Here is a 15,672-nt window from a genome sequence, read left to right on the forward strand (position 1 = left end):
TCGGCTGACGCCGGGGGGCGGCGGCGGACGGATCCGGGGGGAGGTCTAGCCTCGCGATGTGGACAATTCTCGCACCCGGCCGCGCGTCGGCCACATCCAGTTCCTGAACTGCCTGCCCCTGTACTGGGGGCTCGCGAGAACAGGCACGCTCCTCGACTTCGAGCTGACGAAGGACACCCCGGAGAAGCTCAGCGAGCAGCTGGTGCGCGGTGATCTCGACATCGGCCCCGTCACCCTGGTCGAATTCCTCAAGAACGCCGACGACCTCGTCGCCTTCCCCGACATCGCTGTCGGGTGCGACGGACCGGTGATGTCCTGCGTGATCGTCTCGCAGGTCCCGCTGGACCGCCTGGACGGTGCCCGGGTCGCCCTCGGCTCGACCTCGCGCACCTCCGTACGCCTCGCCCAGCTCCTGCTCGCCGAGCGCTTCGGCGTCCAGCCCGACTACTACACGTGCCCGCCCGACCTGAGCCTGATGATGCAGGAGGCGGACGCGGCCGTCCTGATCGGTGACGCGGCCCTGCGCGCCAACATGATCGACGGCCCGCGCTACGGCCTCGACGTGCACGACCTCGGCGCGCTGTGGAAGGAGTGGACCGGCCTGCCGTTCGTCTTCGCGGTCTGGGCGGCGCGCCGGGACTACGCGGAGCGGGAGCCGGTGCTCACCCGCAAGGTGCACGAGGCGTTCCTCGCCTCCCGCAACCTCTCCCTGGAGGAGGTCGACAAGGTCGCCGAGCAGGCGGCCCGCTGGGAGGCCTTCGACGAGGAGACCCTCGCGAAGTACTTCACCACCCTCGACTTCCGCTTCGGCGCCCCGCAGCTGGAGGCGGTCACCGAGTTCGCCCGCCGGGTCGGTCCCACCACGGGCTTCCCGGCGGACGTGAACGTGGAGCTGCTGCGCCCCTGATCCGCGCCGGACCCCGCGCGGGGGCCGCCCACTACCCTGCTCCCAGGGACTGGCGTACCTGCTGACGGGGGAGGGGTGGACGCCATGCGGCCGCTCGAAGTCGACGAGCCCACCGCCGTGGGGCCCTACCGGCTGCTCGGCCGGCTGGGGTCCGGCGGCATGGGCCGGGTCTACCTGGGCCGCAGCGCCGGTGGCCGCACGGTCGCCGTCAAGATCGTGCACCCGCACTTCGCGCTGGACGAGGAGTTCCGGGCCCGGTTCCGGCGCGAGGTGGACGCCGCGCGCAGGGTCGGCGGCGCCTGGACCGCGCCCGTACTGGACGCGGACCCCGAGGCCCGGGTGCCGTGGGTCGCCACGGCCTACGCCGCCGGTCCGTCCCTCACGGCGGCCGTCGCGGACGGCGGCCCGCTGCCCGTCCACTCGGTACGGGCGCTCGGCGCGGGCCTGGGCGAGGCGCTGACCGCGGTGCACGAACTGGGCCTCGTCCACCGGGACGTGAAGCCCTCCAACGTCCTCCTCACCCTCGACGGCCCCCTCCTGATCGACTTCGGCATCGCCCGGGCGACCGACGGCACCGCCTCCCTGACCTCGACCGGCGTCTCGGTCGGCTCGCCCGGCTACATGTCGCCCGAGCAGATCCTCGGCAAGGGCGTGACGGGCGCGGCGGACGTGTTCTCGCTGGGTGCCGTCCTCGCGTTCGCGGCGACGGGCACGCCGCCCTTCCCGGGGGACTCCTCGGCCGCGCTGCTCTACAAGGTCGTCCACGAGGAGCCGCGGCTCGACGACCTGGACGGGGACCTGCGTGACCTGGTCGCGGCCTGCCTGGCCAAGGACCCGGCCGCCCGCCCGGCCCCCGTCGAGGTCGCCCGGCGCCTGGCCCCCGAGGGCGCGGCCCGCCTGGTGACCGGCGGCTGGCTGCCCGGGGCGCTGGTGGAGCGGGTCAGCCGGAGCGCCGTACAGCTGCTGAACCTGGAGGCGGCGGACGCGTCGAAGCCGGGGCCGGTGTCGGGGCCCGTCGGCTTCAGCAGCCCGTCGGTCGGAGCGCCGGACGCGAGCGGCGGTGCGGGGGACGCGAGCGGCGGTGCGGCGGGTGCGAGCGGCGGTGCGGCGGGCGCGGACGGCGGCGCGGCGGACCCCGGCGTCTTCGGGCCGGCGCCGGTGATGCCCACGCCGACGGTGGCGCCTTCGGCCCCGGCGGCGAACGTGCCGGGGCCGCGCGACGGTGACCGCCCTCCGTCTCCCGCACCCGGCAAGCTGTCCGTCTCCGTCGCGGCCACCTCCACCCGGGAGGGCGAGGGGCGGCGCGGCCGCCGGATCAGCTGCACGGTGGCCCTCGCGGTGGCCGGTGCGATGGCCGCGGTGACGGTCGGATCGGTCTTCGTCCTCGAACTGCTGCCGGGCGGCGGCAGCGACGACAACGCCGACGACGGCGGCCGCAACCCGTCGGCGACCGCGCCGTCGGAGCCCGGTTCCGACGGGGGCGGCCGGCCCGTCCCCGGCCGCTACCTGGGCACCTGGGAGGGCCAGGCCGTCGCGGTCGAGGGCAACCTGCCCCTCGGCACCTTCCGCCTGACCGTCCGCGAGGCCGCGGTCGGCGCCCGGCTGGGCACCCTGCGCCACACCGACCTCTTCGGCGGCACCTGCGACGACGTACTGACCCTGAAGAAGGTGACCGAGAAGCAGGTCGTCGCGAGCGCCGTGGGCGCCGAGGGCAACCGCGACGTCTGCAACCAGGCCCGCCACACCGTGCTCCTCACCCCGGTCGGCGACGACCTCCGGTACGAGTCCGACAGCGAGGACTCGGGGCGGCCGAAGGCGCGGTTGTCGAAGGTCGGGTAACCGCGTCCGCCCTCCGCGTCCCGGCGCCGCGGCCGGGCCGCCGCTCAACCCGGTACCACCACCGTGCGCAGCTCCCCGTCGCCGAGGTGCAGCATGCCCTTGCCCGGCGCCACCGGGCCGCCGACCATGGCGCGGGAGACACGCAGGCCGATGAGGTCGCCGCTGGAGGACTCCTGCGGGGAGAGCAGGATGCCGCGGCGGGCCTTCTTGGCGTCGACCTGCCAGCCGGAGAAGCCGCTGCACACGTCCTCCTCGTCACCGGCGATGACGAGGGCGAGGCCGCGTTCGGCGCCCCGGGAGACGATCTTCTTCATCTGGCTCTCGGCGTCGCAGTCCTCCAGGATCTCGCCGTCGTCGATCAGGACGGCGATCGGCTCCTCCAGGCTGGCCTGGTCGATCAGCTCCTCGAACTCGTCCTCGTCGATGTCGTCGCCGGTGAAGACCTTCAGTACGCCGTCCGCGCCGTCCAGTTGACGCATCGGCGACTGGCGGGGCGCGGCGACGACCAGGCGGGTGCCCTGGGCGAGGAGCGACTGGGCGACGTTCATCAGGACGGTGGAGCGGCCGGACTTGGCGGGTCCCGCGATGACGAACGACGGTACGCCGTCGGCGAGATCGGGGCCGAAGCCGACGATCTCGTCGCCGCCGATGCCGATCAGCGCCCACAGCTTGGAGCGGGACGCCTCCGGGTCGCGCAGCTCCCAGGCCTCGGGGAAGGTGATCCGGCTGGGCAGGCTGTCGACGCGGAACGGGCGGCGGGCGCGCGGCACTTCGGCGTCGCGCGCCGCCGCGGCCTCGCCGATCGCGGTGATCGCCGCCGCCTGGCCCTGACCGGTGGTGTCCTCGGAGAGCAGCGCGAACTGCGTCTCCGTACCCGCCTCGTTGCGGAACGCGCGGCCCGGCGGGATCTCCTCGGGGACCTTGCGGGCCGGGATGCCGAGCGAGGCGAAGTCGCTGCGGTCGGCGAGGCGCAGACCGTACTTGTCCTCGGTGAGGGTCGCGATGCGGCCCACGAGGAGGGTGCGGTCACCGGTCAGGACCAGGTGGATGCCGATGCTCGCGCCCTCGCGCATCATCGTCTGCAACTCGTCGGTCAGCGCCCCGTGGTCCACCTCGCCGAGGGTCGGCACCCAGCCCTCCCAGCGGTCGAGGAGCACGACGATGTGCGGCAGCCGCTCGTCCTCGGTCACCGCGGCCCGCTGCTCGCCGATGTCGGCGAAGCCCTTGTCGGCCAGCAGGTTCTGGCGGCGGTCCATCTCCCCCTTGAGCCGGTTGACGAGCCGGACCACCCGCTCGGTCTGGTTGCGGCTGACGACCGCGCCGCAGTGCGGCAGCCGGGTCAGCGCGTTGAGGGCGCCGTTGCCGCAGTCGATGCCGTAGAGGTGGACGTCGGCGGTGGAGTGGGTGCGGGCCAGCGAGCCCGCGATGGTCCGCAGCACCTGGGAGCGGCCGCTGCGCGGGGCGCCGCCGATCATCAGGTGCCCGAAGGTCGCGAAGTCGACGACGACCGGGCGGCGGGCCTGGTCGGAGGGCAGGTCCTCGATGCCGTACGGGGCCGGTGGCAGCTTGCCCGGGGCGGCGCCGGCGAGGACCGGGACCTCGATGGCGTCCAGCAGCAGCATCTCGTCCAGCGCCGGCAGCCAGGGGCTGTGCTGGGCGGGGATGCCCATCGACCGGTTCGCGTCGCGTACCGCGTCCACGAGCACCTTGAGGTCGGTGATCTCGTCGTCCTCGCGCGACTCGGCCTTCGGCTTGGTCAGCGCGGCCCGGCCCAGGTCCTCCCAGCCCAGCGCGCCGACCCAGGGGGCGAGCGCGGCCGGGTCCGCGGCGCCGGGCCGACGGCCACCCACGCGGCCCGACTGGAAGGGGACCAGGGAGGAGTGACCGAGGCGCACGTAGGCGCGGCCCGGGGTGTTCTTGGAGATGTGCCCCGCCTCCGGCGAGTCGATGACGTCGCTCGACTCGCCGCCGTCGGTCACGCGCAGCGCGATGCGGAGGTTGGTGTTGGCGCGGATCTCGGGGGAGACGACACCGCTGGGCCGCTGGGTGGCGAGCAGCAGGTGGATGCCGAGGGAACGCCCTCGCTGGGCGATGTTCACGAGACCGGTGACGAAGTCGGGCAGGTCCCGCACCATGGACGCGAACTCGTCGATGACGATGAGCAGCCGCGGCACCGGAGCGTGCGAGGGATCTCTCCTGACCAGATCCTGGTAGTCCTCGATGTCCTTGGCGTCGGCGGCGGCGAGGATGTGCTCCCGCCGCTTCAGCTCGGCGCCCAGCGACTCCAGGGCCCGCTCCACGAGGTGGGCGTCGAGGTCGGTGACCATGCCGACGGTGTGCGGCAGCTTCACGCAGTCCTTGAACGCGGACCCGCCCTTGTAGTCGACGAGGACGAAGGTCATGTTCTCGGGCGTGTTCGCGACGGCCAGCGCGGCCACGATCGTCTGCAGCAGCTCGGACTTACCGGAACCGGTCGTACCGGCGATCAGGCCGTGCGGTCCGTCCTTGCGCATGTCGATGCCGAAGGGACCGTCGTACGACTCACCGATGACGGCCATCGTCGACTGCCCGCCCATCCGCCACCGCGCGCTGATCGCGTCGGATGTCGGCGGCTCCAGCTGGAGCACGTCGAGCAGCCGGCTGGCGCCGGGCAGCGCGGAGTCCTCGGTCTCGCCGCTGATGTCGCGCAGCGCGGACAGCGAGCGCGTCAGCCGCAGACACCACGCGGGCGTGACGAAGTCGGGCCGCACGTCCGTGATCCGCTCGACCCCGGCCTCCTCGACCCGCAGCCGCAACTTCTCTGTGCGGGCCCGCTGTTCGGGCTCGGCGGCCGCGTTGCCGTGCCAGGCCTGGAACGACGGGAACCCACCGGGCGTCTGCTGGGCGGCGGCCTGCGGTCCGCTCTCCTGCCGCTCCGGGTCCTCCGCCTTGGGCTCGGCGACGACGAACGCCTGGCACTCGCCCGGCAGGAACCGCTCCTCGGAGTCGAGGCACACGGCGAACATCGACACCGCCGGCCCCTCACGCAGCAGCCGCACGACACCCGGCAGGGACCGCAGCCGACGCGACCCGTCCCAGACGACGACGATGTCCGGGTCGCTGAAGCTCGTCCCCGGCCCGCCGCCGCCCTTCTGCTCGGCGGCCTTCTTGCGGGCGTCGAGGATCTGCGTCAGCTCGCCGATGCGGGCGCCGACGGTCTCGGCGTCGGTCCCGATGAGGACGTTGACGTCCTGACCGCCGGAGGGCCGGGAGTGCGGCAGCCAGCGCACCCAGTCCCACCCGGGCTGCGCCGAGTTCTCACTCAGCACGTAGAACTGCACGTCCATGGGGCTGTGCAGCGCGGCCGTCTGCGCGACCGCCCAGCGTCCGAGCGACCGGGCGGAGTCCCCGGGGCCCGCGACGCCGATGACGCCGAGGGAACGCAGGGAGAGCGCGACGGGCGCGTCCTCGATCTTCCAGGTGACCTGGCGGCGGTGGTCGTCCTGCTCGGGGTCGTCGAGGACGACCTCGGAGGGCAGTTGCCCGGTGCCGAAGCGCAGCAGGAGATGGTCACGGTCGGTCCGCCGCCGCTCCCACAACCGCGTCCGCGGCCCCGTCCCGACGGACAGCACGACCGCCGGATCGGGAATGGCGTGCCGCCGGTCGGTCCGCTCGGTGACGAGCGCGTCCTGCGCGTCCTTCTCGATCCGGGCCTTCTGCTCCTCGTACTCCTTGACCTGCTTGGCGTGGGACTTGCGCCCGTGCTTCTTGTCGTTGAAGTAGTTGGCGAAGAGCAGGATGGGGCTGAGACCCGCCATGATCAGGTAGTACCAGCGCCCGAAGACCGCCACGGCCACCACCGCACCCACCAGCGGGGTCAGCGCCATCAGCCAGGGCAGCGGCCGTGCCTCGTACTCGCGGGGCGGCGAGGGCAGCCGGAAGTTCGTCTGCCGCTCCGGCGGACGCAGCCGCGGCGGCCGGTTGTAGTCCAGCCCCACCCCGTCCTCGGACCACTTCAGAGCGGCGTTGGGAGGCGAGTACCGGGCCAGTTCGACGAGCGAGTTGCCGACGGCTATCTGCGCGCCGAGCGGCCACTCGTCACCGTCCCGGTCCTTCATGGACTCGCCGTCGAGGGTGACCTCTTCCTTCTCGGCGTGCACGGCGACCTTGCAGGTGCCGTCGGTGGACACGGAGAGGGTGAGGGCGCGCGAGTCGACCTCGGGATCGTCGATCCGGACGTACGACGCCGCTCCGCTGCCGATGTCGTACTTCCCGACGCCGAGCCGGTGCACGAACCCGGCCCCCGGCCCGCCGACGATCCGCAACTCCACCAGCCCGGTGGGCTCTCCGGGCAGACACCCGGACGGATCCTGGAGGGAGACGACGGCGCCCTCGCGCAGCGGCGAGCCGACCACGGTGGCGGATGGATCGACGGCGTACCCGTCGACGTAGACGAGCGGCGCGCCGCTCGCCGGCGCCTGACGCTGCTGCCCGATGGGGATGACCTGCGCTCCCGCGACGCCGACCTGCTTGGCCAGCTCCTCGGCGATGTCCCCCACGGTGGACTCTGGATCGGCGTCGAGCACGACGTCGGCGGTGCCACCGCCGAACGGGTCGACGACGGTCAGGGTCAGTCGCACGCTTGTCCTCCCCAGGCGAGCCCCTGGAGCCGCTTCCACACCACGGCTCACAGTCCAGGCGACGATATCCGCTGGGTGTCGCGGTCCGGCAACAGGGAGGTGACCGGACGTTCCCGAAGGCAACGCAGGGATGTGACACCAACGGCCTCACCCGTAAGCTGCTGCCTCAAGAGCGGACGATCACACCGGTCGTGACATACGACCGGTCTGACCGGTGCGCCGGTTCGATCCGCAAAGAAGGAGCCACGGGGGTTGGCCCTGCGGCGTTGTGAGAGGAAGCGGCTTCATGGCCAAAGACCTTGACATCACATACCAGGACATGCGGGATGCGGCCAAGCATGTCGTGAAGGAGAAGGAAAAGCTCCAGGAGAAGCTCGACGGCCTCCGCAAGTACATCGCGAACCTGGTCGAGTCGGGCTATGTCACGAAGTCCTCCTCGAAGGCCTTCGACGACAACTTCGACGAGTTCACCAAGGGCGCGAAGGACACGCTCGACGGCCTCGACGGCATGGGCGACTACCTGACCACGGCCGCGGACAAGTTCGAGCAGATCGACGAGGAACTGGCGAAGCAGGCGCGGAGCAAGTAGCCCCGACACGGCGACCCGCCCGGTACGCCGGGCGGGTCAGCTGTCGGCGAGGGGCTGGCGGAGAAGGTACCTGTGCAGCGCACTGCGCGGCTCGACCGTCCCCAGGCGCAGCCAGGAGCGGTCCCGGAAGCGGATCAGGACGATTCGGGTGTCGAACTCACCGTTGAACGGGTCGACGAGGACGGCCTCGGAGGCGGAGAGGCGGGCGACGACCCGCATGTGCTTCTCCTTCCCGACGGAGACGCGTCGCGGCGGAGCCGCCAGAACGATCCCGTCGTCCACCGCGAGGACGAGCCGCTCAGGGTGAGGGGACCGGCCGTACCAGCCCAGCAGGAACCGGCCTGCGTCGCCGTCCCAGTTCCCGTCGAAGACCCCGTCCAGCCCGCGCTCGGCGACGAGGGCGTCCCGGCGCTTGTCGTCGGCGTCCTTGGCCCGCAGCCGCTCCTTCTCGGCCTTCGTGGCGAGGGCCCGCTTCAGCGCTTCCTCCGCATCGGACAGAAGGGACAACAGCATGACGAGCGGCGCGAACAGCACGGCGAGCGCCGCACCGACCATGCCCAGGGGCCGCAGTCTTCCCGGCCGGAGCGGGGGATTTCCAGCGGCCTGGAGTACGTCCGCGGGAGGCTGGGGGATCTTGTCGATCGTGCACCACTCACTCGCCTCGGCGTGCACTCCGAGACGCTCCGCTGCCGCGCGCTGGTCGCTCCTGGACGCCACGTCGGCTCCTCTCACCTAAGACTCAAGTACGTGCACACCGGCACGGCCGAACGCGTCCATGATGGCTACCGCTTCTGGAGACCGACACTCGATCCCTGCCCCGGAGTTGAGCAGCACGTCCACCGTGTTGGCCACCCACGCCACACCGCTGGGCACGAGCGCCACGCCCGCGACGTCGTCGAGCGGTAGATCGAGGGCTGCTCCGTCCGCACCCCGCAACCGCAGCGTTTCCCGCCCGACCGCCAGAGCACCCGCGCGCGACGGCCCGGCGTCCCAACCCCTGGGGCCCGCCTCGCCCGCCCCCGCGGTGTCCGCCTCGGCCAGCCCGTAGCGCACGGGAAGCGGCACAGCCCCGGCGCTGAAGGCCGAGGCCAGACCGTCGGCGGCGGCACGCGGTTCGGCGCGCTCCCGGCGGCGCATAAGGAGGGCCCTGGGCAGGCCCAGCACCAGAACCGCCAGCGCGAGCACCGCCGCGACGGTGAGCCCGAGGGCCTCCTCGGGGCGTACGACGACGAATACCAGCGTGACGAGCAGCTCGCCTCAGCCGTGGTCGTCGGCCGGATCATGAAAAGAGAGCGTTTGGAGAACGGCTGACATCAGGCGGTAGATCTCCGTCCAGTGGTCCATGGAGGCCGTGTAGAGGGTGAACACCGCGGTGTACGGTCCGGTCGGGAACGGGACGTGCACCTGGATCTGGCCGGTGAGCAGCTTTGTTTCCTCCGGGTTCGCTGCCATCTCCGGGCTGAGTGTGTATTCGCGCAGTGTGATGGATGAGACGGCGGGACCGCAGGGGAGATCGACCCAGATGGCGTTGTTGTACGGGTCACCGGTGAGGACCGCGAGTATGCCTTGGGCCACGACATCGGTGTCGGCGCCGGCTTGGTCCGTGGGGATGATCCCCACGGTGAAAGCGCACTGCGCGACACCGTCGGCAGGTTCGTACCGCTGCACCTCGCCATGCGACGTGCCGTCTTCCTCAGCGGTGGAGAACAATCCCATGGCGGCGTAGGAGAGACCGGAGGCTCCCATCATCTCCGCGATCCCCGCGTAGTACGGGGCGGCAGGGCCCCAAGTCTCCTCGTCGCCGCGTGAGTACAGCTCGCGCACGAATGCCGAGGCGCCCTCCAAACGCTCCTCGGGGGTGGCGGCGATGGGGAGGGCGAAGAACCCCTCCGGAGCGATGAACCAGAGGGGTGGAAGGCCCGCTGTTGCGGGGATGGCGTGCGGAGGGGGCGTTGCGGAGCTCATAAGGCGTTGTCGGCCGTTCTCATCCAGGGCGCGGCGGGCGTCAGGTCAGGAAGTCGTCCGGGTGGTACTCGGTCAGCTTGAGTTCGACACCGGCCGAATTCATCACCGTGTGCCGACCGGGGTGCCCAAAGAAGGGGTCGACCGTGCTGGGAGCCAGCACTTCGACCCGAAAGCAACCGCAGGGGTTCTGCTTGACGAGGGGCGGCTGGGCATCCGGTGCTTGCGCGGAGGCGAATCGCTCCGCGGTCTCCCGCTGAGCTGATGCGAGTGAGTCCAACGGGATGAAATCAAGCGGTTCGACAAGGTACCGAGTCAGCCTCTCCCTTTTCACGCTGCCGAGCCGGGTCCAGGAACCGTCCGTAAACACGATCTTGACGTCGTGGTCGGTCTTGAAGTCACGCAACTCGACGCTCGCGATGGTGGACCGAGAGGTGTCCCACAGGAATTCGTCGTTGATGAGGGAGTCATTCCCCTTCACGTACGGAAAGCCCACGATCACCAGTCGGAGGTCGGTGATCACCGCGTGGGTGCGGTAGTGCGCCGGAGGAGACCGGTCCGGATCCAGCCGCCAGGGCAGGGTGCGAGCAGTCGTGTCCGGGGCGGCCCAGATGACGGGGAAGTCCTCGACCTCGTCCGAGTGATCGTGAGACTTATCAGCACCGGTACGGCCTGCCGGACCACCGACGCCACCTCCCTGCGAGGAGAGCGCGCCCCACACCAGGGTTCCCGCGGCGATCGCCGTGCCCTTGAGGGCGTTCAGCCCGCTCGCCCCCGGCGCCGACCGGGCCGTGTAGGTCGGCCCCTCAGGCCAGCCTGCCAACTGGCCCTGAATATCCCTGCGTTCTGTGTCGCGGAACCAGCGCATTCCTTTGACGCGCATGGCCGCACCGGAGGCGAACGTAACCGGAGCGCGAGCGAGGAGAGTCTCACCGGCTGGGGGGAGCCAGAGGTTCATGGGCGTCATTCCTCCTCCGCGGCGAACGTGAGAATGGTGTTCTCCTACAGCGAGTCAGTCGGCGGTCACATGTCCATAGATCTTCGGCGCGACCTTGAGCCCGGCGTCCAAAGCCATTCCCGCCGCACTGAACGGTTCGAGGTTCACTCCTGGGATGAAGTTCGCGCCCTTGGTCCCGATCAATTGTCCCTGGTGGTATCCGGCGACGGAGAGACCGCCCATCCGCGACATGAGGCCGCTCGTCGAGTGCGCCACCTCGTACACCTCGTCGGAGAAGCCACCGATCTTCACCAGGCCCGCCTTGCCCAGCCCGCCCTGCAAGTGGGTGGACTCCCCGCCGAAGGACAGCAAGACGCGCGCTCTTCCCACACTGGTGGCCTCGAAGCCCTTGCCCAGCTTGCTCGCGGTGGCGGCCGCCTTGCCCGCTCCCACCACCTTGACCCCCTTGCCGAACATGCCGATGCCCGGCAGCAGGCCCACGGCGTCGAGGCCGAGTTGTGCCCAGCTGACGTCGGCACCTGCCGCCTTCGCCACGCCGTGCGTTGCCAGGGACAGCCCGGCGCCGATCAGCGCGGCCGTGCCGAAGATCGCCGATAGGGGCGGGAACGGAAGGGTCACGATGGCCAGCATGCCCAGGACCGCCGTGATGTCGCTGAGCACGTCGCCGATCGCCTTGATCAGATCCGCGTGCTCCTTCAGCCAGTCGCCGGTGGCATCCCAGGCGTCGGCTATGCCCTTGCCGAGCTTGTCCCAGAAGCCGGGCTCGTTGGGGGCGATGTCACCGGCCTTGTCCAGCTCCTTGCCGATACGGCGAGCGGCCTCCTTGAAGCGCTCCTCGAGGTCGTGGACCTTCTGGATGACGCCGTCGACGGCGCTGGACGCCTCGCCGAGTTCCTTACTTCCCTTGCCGTCGGCCTTCGCCTCGGCGTCGGCCTTCTCGTCGAGTTTGGTCCCGGCGGACTTCTCGAGCCGGTTGGCCTCGTCCTGGAAGTCCTTCAGCTCGTTGGACCAGCGATGCAGCGCACGGGAGGCCTTGTCGAAGGACTCGAAGCTCTTGCGGATGAGCGGGGTGACGTCTTCGCCGATGTACTCGGTGAAGGCGATAGCGGTCTTGCCCTTCCAGGCGCCGCACTCGATGCGTTCGAGTTCCTTCACCGCCGTGCCCAGGTCACTGGCGAGACTGCCGAGCTTCTTGGCGAGCTCGCGAGTGTCCTCGACGTCTCCGGGAGTCGGGTCCCAGCCTATGTTCGGGAACGCGGGACGCGTGCCGGCCACGTCTACTTGCCCTTCTTCGCCTTGGCGGCCTTGAGCGACTCGGCGAGGTCCAGGTCGAGCTTGCCGAAGGTGTCGCCGATGTGGTTGATCATCTTCACGGCGCCCTGCGTGTGCTTGCCGAGCTGCTTGATGCCGTAGCCCCACTCGTCGGCGAAGTCCTGCACGTCCTCGACGAGGCTCGCCTCTCCGACCGCTGATGCATCGGCGCCGCGCAGGGTACGGCGGGTGGCCTCCATGCGGTCGCTGATGGAGCCGAACGTCTCCTTCAGGTGCTGGAAGATGGTGTCGTCGAGAGTCAGGTCACTCATACGGCACTCCGGTCCCTGTGGGCGTTGGGGGCAAGCTCACTGACCGTATCGATCACGGGGCCGGTTCCGCCACTGGGTACGAGCTGGGCGGCGATTCGCCGCGGGAGGCCGAAGGGCGTATCCATCGGGGCCGGTCAATGAGCCGCCCCGGGAAGCCGCAGCGTTCGCGCGAAGTCGTCCAGGGGTTCCATGGCCGCGGCGATCACTTCCGGATCGTCGTGGTGCCCGCGGAGTACGACGTCGGGGAGGCCGGGCGGGGTGTGCCAGTGGTACGTGACGGCGGTCATCATGAGGGTGCTGTCCGCGGGGTAGGAGCGGGTGACCCGGACCCCGTCCGCGCCCAGGTACGGAGAGGCGAACGGAATGCTGCCGGTTCGCTGCTGCCACTCAGGGATCTCCGGGTGCGGCACCGTGAACGCGGTGGCTCCCTCGCAGGAGGCCGGGTCAGGGGACTCGCAGTGGAGGCGGGTGGCGTGCATCACCAGTGGCATGTAGGTCAGCGGAACGGGATGGTAGATGAACGCCTCTTCGGCCTGAAGCTTGTCCCGGAGCGTGACGATCAACTGCTCGTAGAAGCTCTTGTGGAAGCGGCGTAGTTTGCGGGTGAGTTCGATGTCGTGGATGGCGGCCAGGCCGGTCAGGTGCAGGTCCAGCCATTCCTTGAAATTTTTCTTGTCGATCTGGAGGTGAAAATAGCCCCAGAGGTCGGGGTTGGCATCCGTGTCGATGTGGAGCGGGGCGCCGAGATCGCTGCTCCACAGGGTGCCTTCGGACATGACTGCTCTCTTTCTTCGGGGGCGCGACAGAGAGGGCCTTCAGGCGTAGCTCCAGCGGAAGGTGCCCATCACGGCATCGAACAATTCCACGAGGGTGTCATAGAAGGCGAGATCCGAGCCGGGCGCGATCAGGGCGCTGAAGGAGAAGGCGAGGTACTGATCGAGGGCGCTGTCCGGGACCGGAACGAAGTACTCGACCTGGCGGTGAGCGACATCGACGCCCTTGGCCGGGTCGGCGGGTACATCTCGCTCCGAGCGCAGGGCCGCGGTGTCGTCGAGCGTCCGCGTCTCGGCACCCGGAGTCACGGAGGCGAGCGCGGCCAGGACCGCTTCCGGGCCGCTGTCGGGCCTGATGCGCGGAATCTCGATCGGCTCGGAGGCCACGATCGAAACGGGCAATGCGACGCCATGAACGCGTTCGGTGGGGAGGTAGAGGGTCATTCCCCCCTTGGCCCTGGCCCGGCGGACGACCTTCTTCATCTCCTGGGTGAGCTTCAGCCGTGCCTTCGGAATGTCGTCCTTGGGGAAGCCCACGGGCAGTTGTGCGACGGCCTTGCGGACGATGTGGTCCATCGCTTCCTTGGTGCCCGTGTGCAGCGGAATCACGTCCCAGCCGGGGGGCGGCACCAGGTTGAAACCGTTCGGGGGCCGGCGGTGCTCAGCGGTGGTCATTGCGCCCCCGTGTCACTTCCACGGCATAGGTAACGCCTACGAAAAGCGCCCACGCCGGGGCGGCGATCATGCCCGGCCAGAAACCGAAGAAGAGCGAGGGCAGGAAGAAGCCGCCGCCCATGGCGAGGTCCCGGGTGAGGTAGGGCGGACGGCTCGCGTGACGGGGGTACTTCGCGAAGACCCAGACGTAGTGCAGGAGGCAGCCGATGATTCCGGCCTCATAAACGTAGAGCACGCCATTCATCATTGACTTCGGCACCAGGATCATAATCCCCAACACCGGGAGGAATAGTGGCATTCCGATGATCAGCGTCAGCCGGAGCCGACGGTTGGGGCCGGTACCGAGCCCGGTGCGGGCGGCTTCGGCCTCGGTAATGCGTTGCGCCGAGTTCAGGTCCATGGTCATTCCTCACCAGTGGGTGTCGGCGGCGGGCTTCAGGGTGTTGTCCTTCCAGTCTGAGTACGCCGCGTTGTACGGCTTCTCGCCGGTTCCGAACTCCTCCTTGGTCCAGCTTGTCAGGTCGCTCTTGCCCAGCGTCTTGTCCACGACGTCCATCCCCATGCCGGTCCAGGCGACGCCGAGGCCTGCCTGATAGGACTTGTACGCCTTATCCGCCGCAGCCCCCGCGGCCGCCGGGAAGGCAGCCTTGTTCGCCTGCAGCATTTTCGCCATGCCGGCCATCTCCTTGTCGCCGAGGTGCACCAGCGTCGACAACGGGCTGACCCTCAGGGGCCCCTTGGCGACCAGTCCGACGTTCTGAGAGATGGACTTACGCATCGCGTTACGGGCCGCTCCGAGGGCCTGCCGCCCCGGCCCTTCCGGCAATTTGGTCATCAACCGTCCGGTGTCGTCCAGGGTGCTCTTGACGCCCCTGAGCCCTTGCCGCAGGCCGGCGGTCCGGGCGCCCTGAGCAGCGCCCACGGTGGCCTTGGCGCCGCTGGCGAGCTTCGCGGCCGCCCCGAGGCCGCCCACGACGAGGAGCCCACCCACGACGTCGAAGATGACATCTGTCCAGGTGGCGTCGCCTGATGCCACCAGCAGGAGTCTGAGCCCGATCGTCAGCGCCGCGATGCCGAGGACAAGCAAGTTCAAGCCGGGAATGGCGAGCGCCAGGAAGCCTGCCGCTGTCGCGACCCAGCCGAGAACATCGATGAAGGCCTTGATTCCGTCCGCGTGATCGTGGACCCAGCCCTTGACGTCGTCCCACCACGAGTCCTCGATCACGTCGTCGATCTCGTCGCGGATCTTCCCGGCGTAGTGGTTGGCGCGAGTGGTCCGGTTGCCGGTGAGGGAGTCCAGGGTCCTTCGGTACGGCTGAAGGGGGTCGTCGAAGGGACTGGCGCCGCTGGGGGACCCCTGCGAGACGTCCTTGTCCTCCGGGGCGTCCTTCTTGGCCTTGTCGGCCTCGACCTCAGCCTGCTTCTCCTTGGCTTGGCGCAGGAGCTTGTCGGCGTCGCTCTGGAAGTCCTCCAGTTCGTTCGACCACTTGGTCAGGTGGCCGTGCACCCGCTCGTACCGTCCGGCCACCTCCCGCATGTGCTTCTCCAGCGTGGATGACTCGTCGCGCAAGGTCTTTACGTACTTGCCCTTGAGGGTCTCGTCGTCGCTGATCGCCTTGAGGTTCTTGGCCTGGTCCCGGAGCTTCTTGGCCACCGAGACCATGTGCTTGACCTCGGAACGGATCTCCTCCGGATCGCCGGGAACGGGATCGGATGCGCACAGCGGCTGCCAGTCCACCGGACGGCGCTTGGATGTCGGTGTCACGG

General features: G+C 69.9%; 14 protein-coding genes. 3 read left to right on the forward strand and 11 right to left on the reverse strand.

What is annotated here, in order from left to right; genetic code table 11:
• Positions 1-58: 58 nt before the first annotated feature.
• Together OIE75_RS21730 and OIE75_RS21735 are read left to right on the forward strand one after the other, a co-directional pair.
• Positions 59-907 (forward strand): menaquinone biosynthetic enzyme MqnA/MqnD family protein, encoded by an 849-nt coding sequence (locus tag OIE75_RS21730; protein ID WP_122615625.1) that lies wholly within the window; start codon positions 59-61, stop codon positions 905-907.
• Between the two features lie 84 nt (positions 908-991).
• The gene (locus OIE75_RS21735; protein WP_329471871.1) at positions 992-2,746 is read left to right on the forward strand and encodes a serine/threonine-protein kinase; all 1,755 of its coding nucleotides are present in this window, start codon (positions 992-994) and stop codon (positions 2,744-2,746) included.
• A gap of 44 nt (positions 2,747-2,790) precedes the next feature.
• On the opposite strand, the gene OIE75_RS21740 is transcribed toward OIE75_RS21735, so the two are convergent.
• On the reverse strand, positions 2,791-7,365 hold the full coding sequence (locus OIE75_RS21740) for an FtsK/SpoIIIE domain-containing protein (RefSeq protein ID WP_329471872.1): 4,575 nt from the start codon (positions 7,363-7,365) through the stop codon (positions 2,791-2,793).
• A gap of 286 nt (positions 7,366-7,651) precedes the next feature.
• Between OIE75_RS21740 and OIE75_RS21745 the strand changes: the two genes are divergently transcribed.
• A complete protein-coding gene (locus tag OIE75_RS21745) occupies positions 7,652-7,954 on the forward strand; it encodes a WXG100 family type VII secretion target (protein ID WP_234958084.1) in 303 nt (100 codons plus the stop codon).
• A 36-nt stretch (positions 7,955-7,990) separates the two neighbouring features.
• Here OIE75_RS21745 and OIE75_RS21750 read toward each other — a convergent pair whose 3' ends face one another.
• From OIE75_RS21750 to OIE75_RS21795, 10 genes are all read right to left on the reverse strand, one after another.
• The gene (locus OIE75_RS21750; RefSeq protein WP_329471873.1) at positions 7,991-8,671 is read right to left on the reverse strand and encodes a hypothetical protein; all 681 of its coding nucleotides are present in this window, start codon (positions 8,669-8,671) and stop codon (positions 7,991-7,993) included.
• Between the two features lie 15 nt (positions 8,672-8,686).
• Entirely contained in the window at positions 8,687-9,139 is a 453-nt protein-coding gene (locus tag OIE75_RS21755; RefSeq protein WP_329471874.1) for a hypothetical protein, read from the reverse strand.
• 72 nt (positions 9,140-9,211) lie between these two features.
• The gene (locus tag OIE75_RS21760; protein WP_329471875.1) at positions 9,212-9,778 is read right to left on the reverse strand and encodes a hypothetical protein; all 567 of its coding nucleotides are present in this window, start codon (positions 9,776-9,778) and stop codon (positions 9,212-9,214) included.
• A 181-nt stretch (positions 9,779-9,959) separates the two neighbouring features.
• On the reverse strand, positions 9,960-10,874 hold the full coding sequence (locus OIE75_RS21765; protein WP_329471876.1) for a hypothetical protein: 915 nt from the start codon (positions 10,872-10,874) through the stop codon (positions 9,960-9,962).
• A gap of 54 nt (positions 10,875-10,928) precedes the next feature.
• Positions 10,929-12,149: an enoyl-CoA hydratase/isomerase family protein gene (locus tag OIE75_RS21770; RefSeq protein WP_329471877.1), complete on the reverse strand. Its 1,221-nt coding sequence runs from the start codon at positions 12,147-12,149 to the stop codon at positions 10,929-10,931.
• Between the two features lie 2 nt (positions 12,150-12,151).
• Positions 12,152-12,457 carry a hypothetical protein gene (locus OIE75_RS21775; RefSeq protein ID WP_329471878.1) on the reverse strand — a complete coding sequence of 102 codons (306 nt, stop codon included), beginning with the start codon at positions 12,455-12,457 and terminating at the stop codon, positions 12,152-12,154.
• Positions 12,458-12,591: 134 nt separating this feature from the next.
• Positions 12,592-13,233 carry a hypothetical protein gene (locus OIE75_RS21780; protein WP_329471879.1) on the reverse strand — a complete coding sequence of 214 codons (642 nt, stop codon included), beginning with the start codon at positions 13,231-13,233 and terminating at the stop codon, positions 12,592-12,594.
• 39 nt (positions 13,234-13,272) lie between these two features.
• The gene (locus OIE75_RS21785) at positions 13,273-13,905 is read right to left on the reverse strand and encodes a hypothetical protein (RefSeq protein ID WP_329471880.1); all 633 of its coding nucleotides are present in this window, start codon (positions 13,903-13,905) and stop codon (positions 13,273-13,275) included.
• Complete coding sequence (locus OIE75_RS21790; protein WP_329471881.1) at positions 13,892-14,305, reverse strand: hypothetical protein; 414 nt, start codon at positions 14,303-14,305, stop codon at positions 13,892-13,894. The genes OIE75_RS21785 and OIE75_RS21790 overlap by 14 nt, the downstream gene beginning before the upstream one ends.
• Before the next feature lie 9 nt (positions 14,306-14,314).
• Positions 14,315-15,670: a hypothetical protein gene (locus OIE75_RS21795; RefSeq protein ID WP_329471882.1), complete on the reverse strand. Its 1,356-nt coding sequence runs from the start codon at positions 15,668-15,670 to the stop codon at positions 14,315-14,317.
• Between the last annotated feature and the right edge of the window lie 2 nt (positions 15,671-15,672).

This window comes from Streptomyces sp. NBC_01723 (assembly GCF_036246005.1).
Lineage (GTDB): Bacteria > Actinomycetota > Actinomycetes > Streptomycetales > Streptomycetaceae > Streptomyces.

What these genes read in the sequence shown, in the direction of transcription:
- OIE75_RS21785 (WP_329471880.1), bottom strand. Translation starts at nt 13,905, where the DNA reads ATGACCACCGCTGAGCACCGCCGGCCCCCGAACGGTTTCAACCTGGTG.
- OIE75_RS21745 (WP_234958084.1), top strand. Translation starts at nt 7,652, where the DNA reads ATGGCCAAAGACCTTGACATCACATACCAGGACATGCGGGATGCGGCC.
- OIE75_RS21780 (WP_329471879.1), bottom strand. Translation starts at nt 13,233, where the DNA reads ATGTCCGAAGGCACCCTGTGGAGCAGCGATCTCGGCGCCCCGCTCCAC.
- OIE75_RS21765 (WP_329471876.1), bottom strand. Translation starts at nt 10,874, where the DNA reads ATGAACCTCTGGCTCCCCCCAGCCGGTGAGACTCTCCTCGCTCGCGCT.
- OIE75_RS21775 (WP_329471878.1), bottom strand. Translation starts at nt 12,457, where the DNA reads ATGAGTGACCTGACTCTCGACGACACCATCTTCCAGCACCTGAAGGAG.
- OIE75_RS21735 (WP_329471871.1), top strand. Translation starts at nt 992, where the DNA reads ATGCGGCCGCTCGAAGTCGACGAGCCCACCGCCGTGGGGCCCTACCGG.
- OIE75_RS21790 (WP_329471881.1), bottom strand. Translation starts at nt 14,305, where the DNA reads ATGGACCTGAACTCGGCGCAACGCATTACCGAGGCCGAAGCCGCCCGC.